At 72.2% G+C, this 338-nt stretch carries 1 pseudogene; it reads left to right on the top strand.

What is annotated here, in order from left to right:
• Positions 1-338, top strand: a pseudogene (locus ACPXB3_RS22580) (HNH endonuclease); the annotation flags it as partial.

Genomic DNA, 338 nt, shown 5'->3' with positions numbered 1-338 from the left:
CTCCTCCTGCCGAGGACATCCCGGCGCCGATCGTGGTTCCGTCGCCGATGATCACCCCGGATGCTCCGGCGTTCACGCTGGTGGCGGATTCGGCGGGGGTGGTGGTGCCGCGGTTGCGGGGGTATGGGGTGATCGATCCGGTGTTGGCGGGGGAGTTGGCGCCGTTGGCGACCCGTGTCGAGGTGCCGGAGGCGGCGCGGCAGATTGCGGCGCGGTTGGTGGAGTCGATTGCTGATCGGTCCCTGGCGCCGCCGTGGGATCCGAGTGGGCATGGTGGGCATGCCACGGCACCGCCGGGTGCGTTGCGGTATCGGCCGTCGGCGCGGGTGCGGGCGGAG

This window comes from Gordonia sp. DT219 (assembly GCF_049847065.1).
Classification (GTDB): Bacteria; Actinomycetota; Actinomycetes; order Mycobacteriales; family Mycobacteriaceae; genus Gordonia.
Note: the sequence above shows the minus strand (reverse complement) of the source record. Positions and strands in the feature narration are given on the sequence as shown.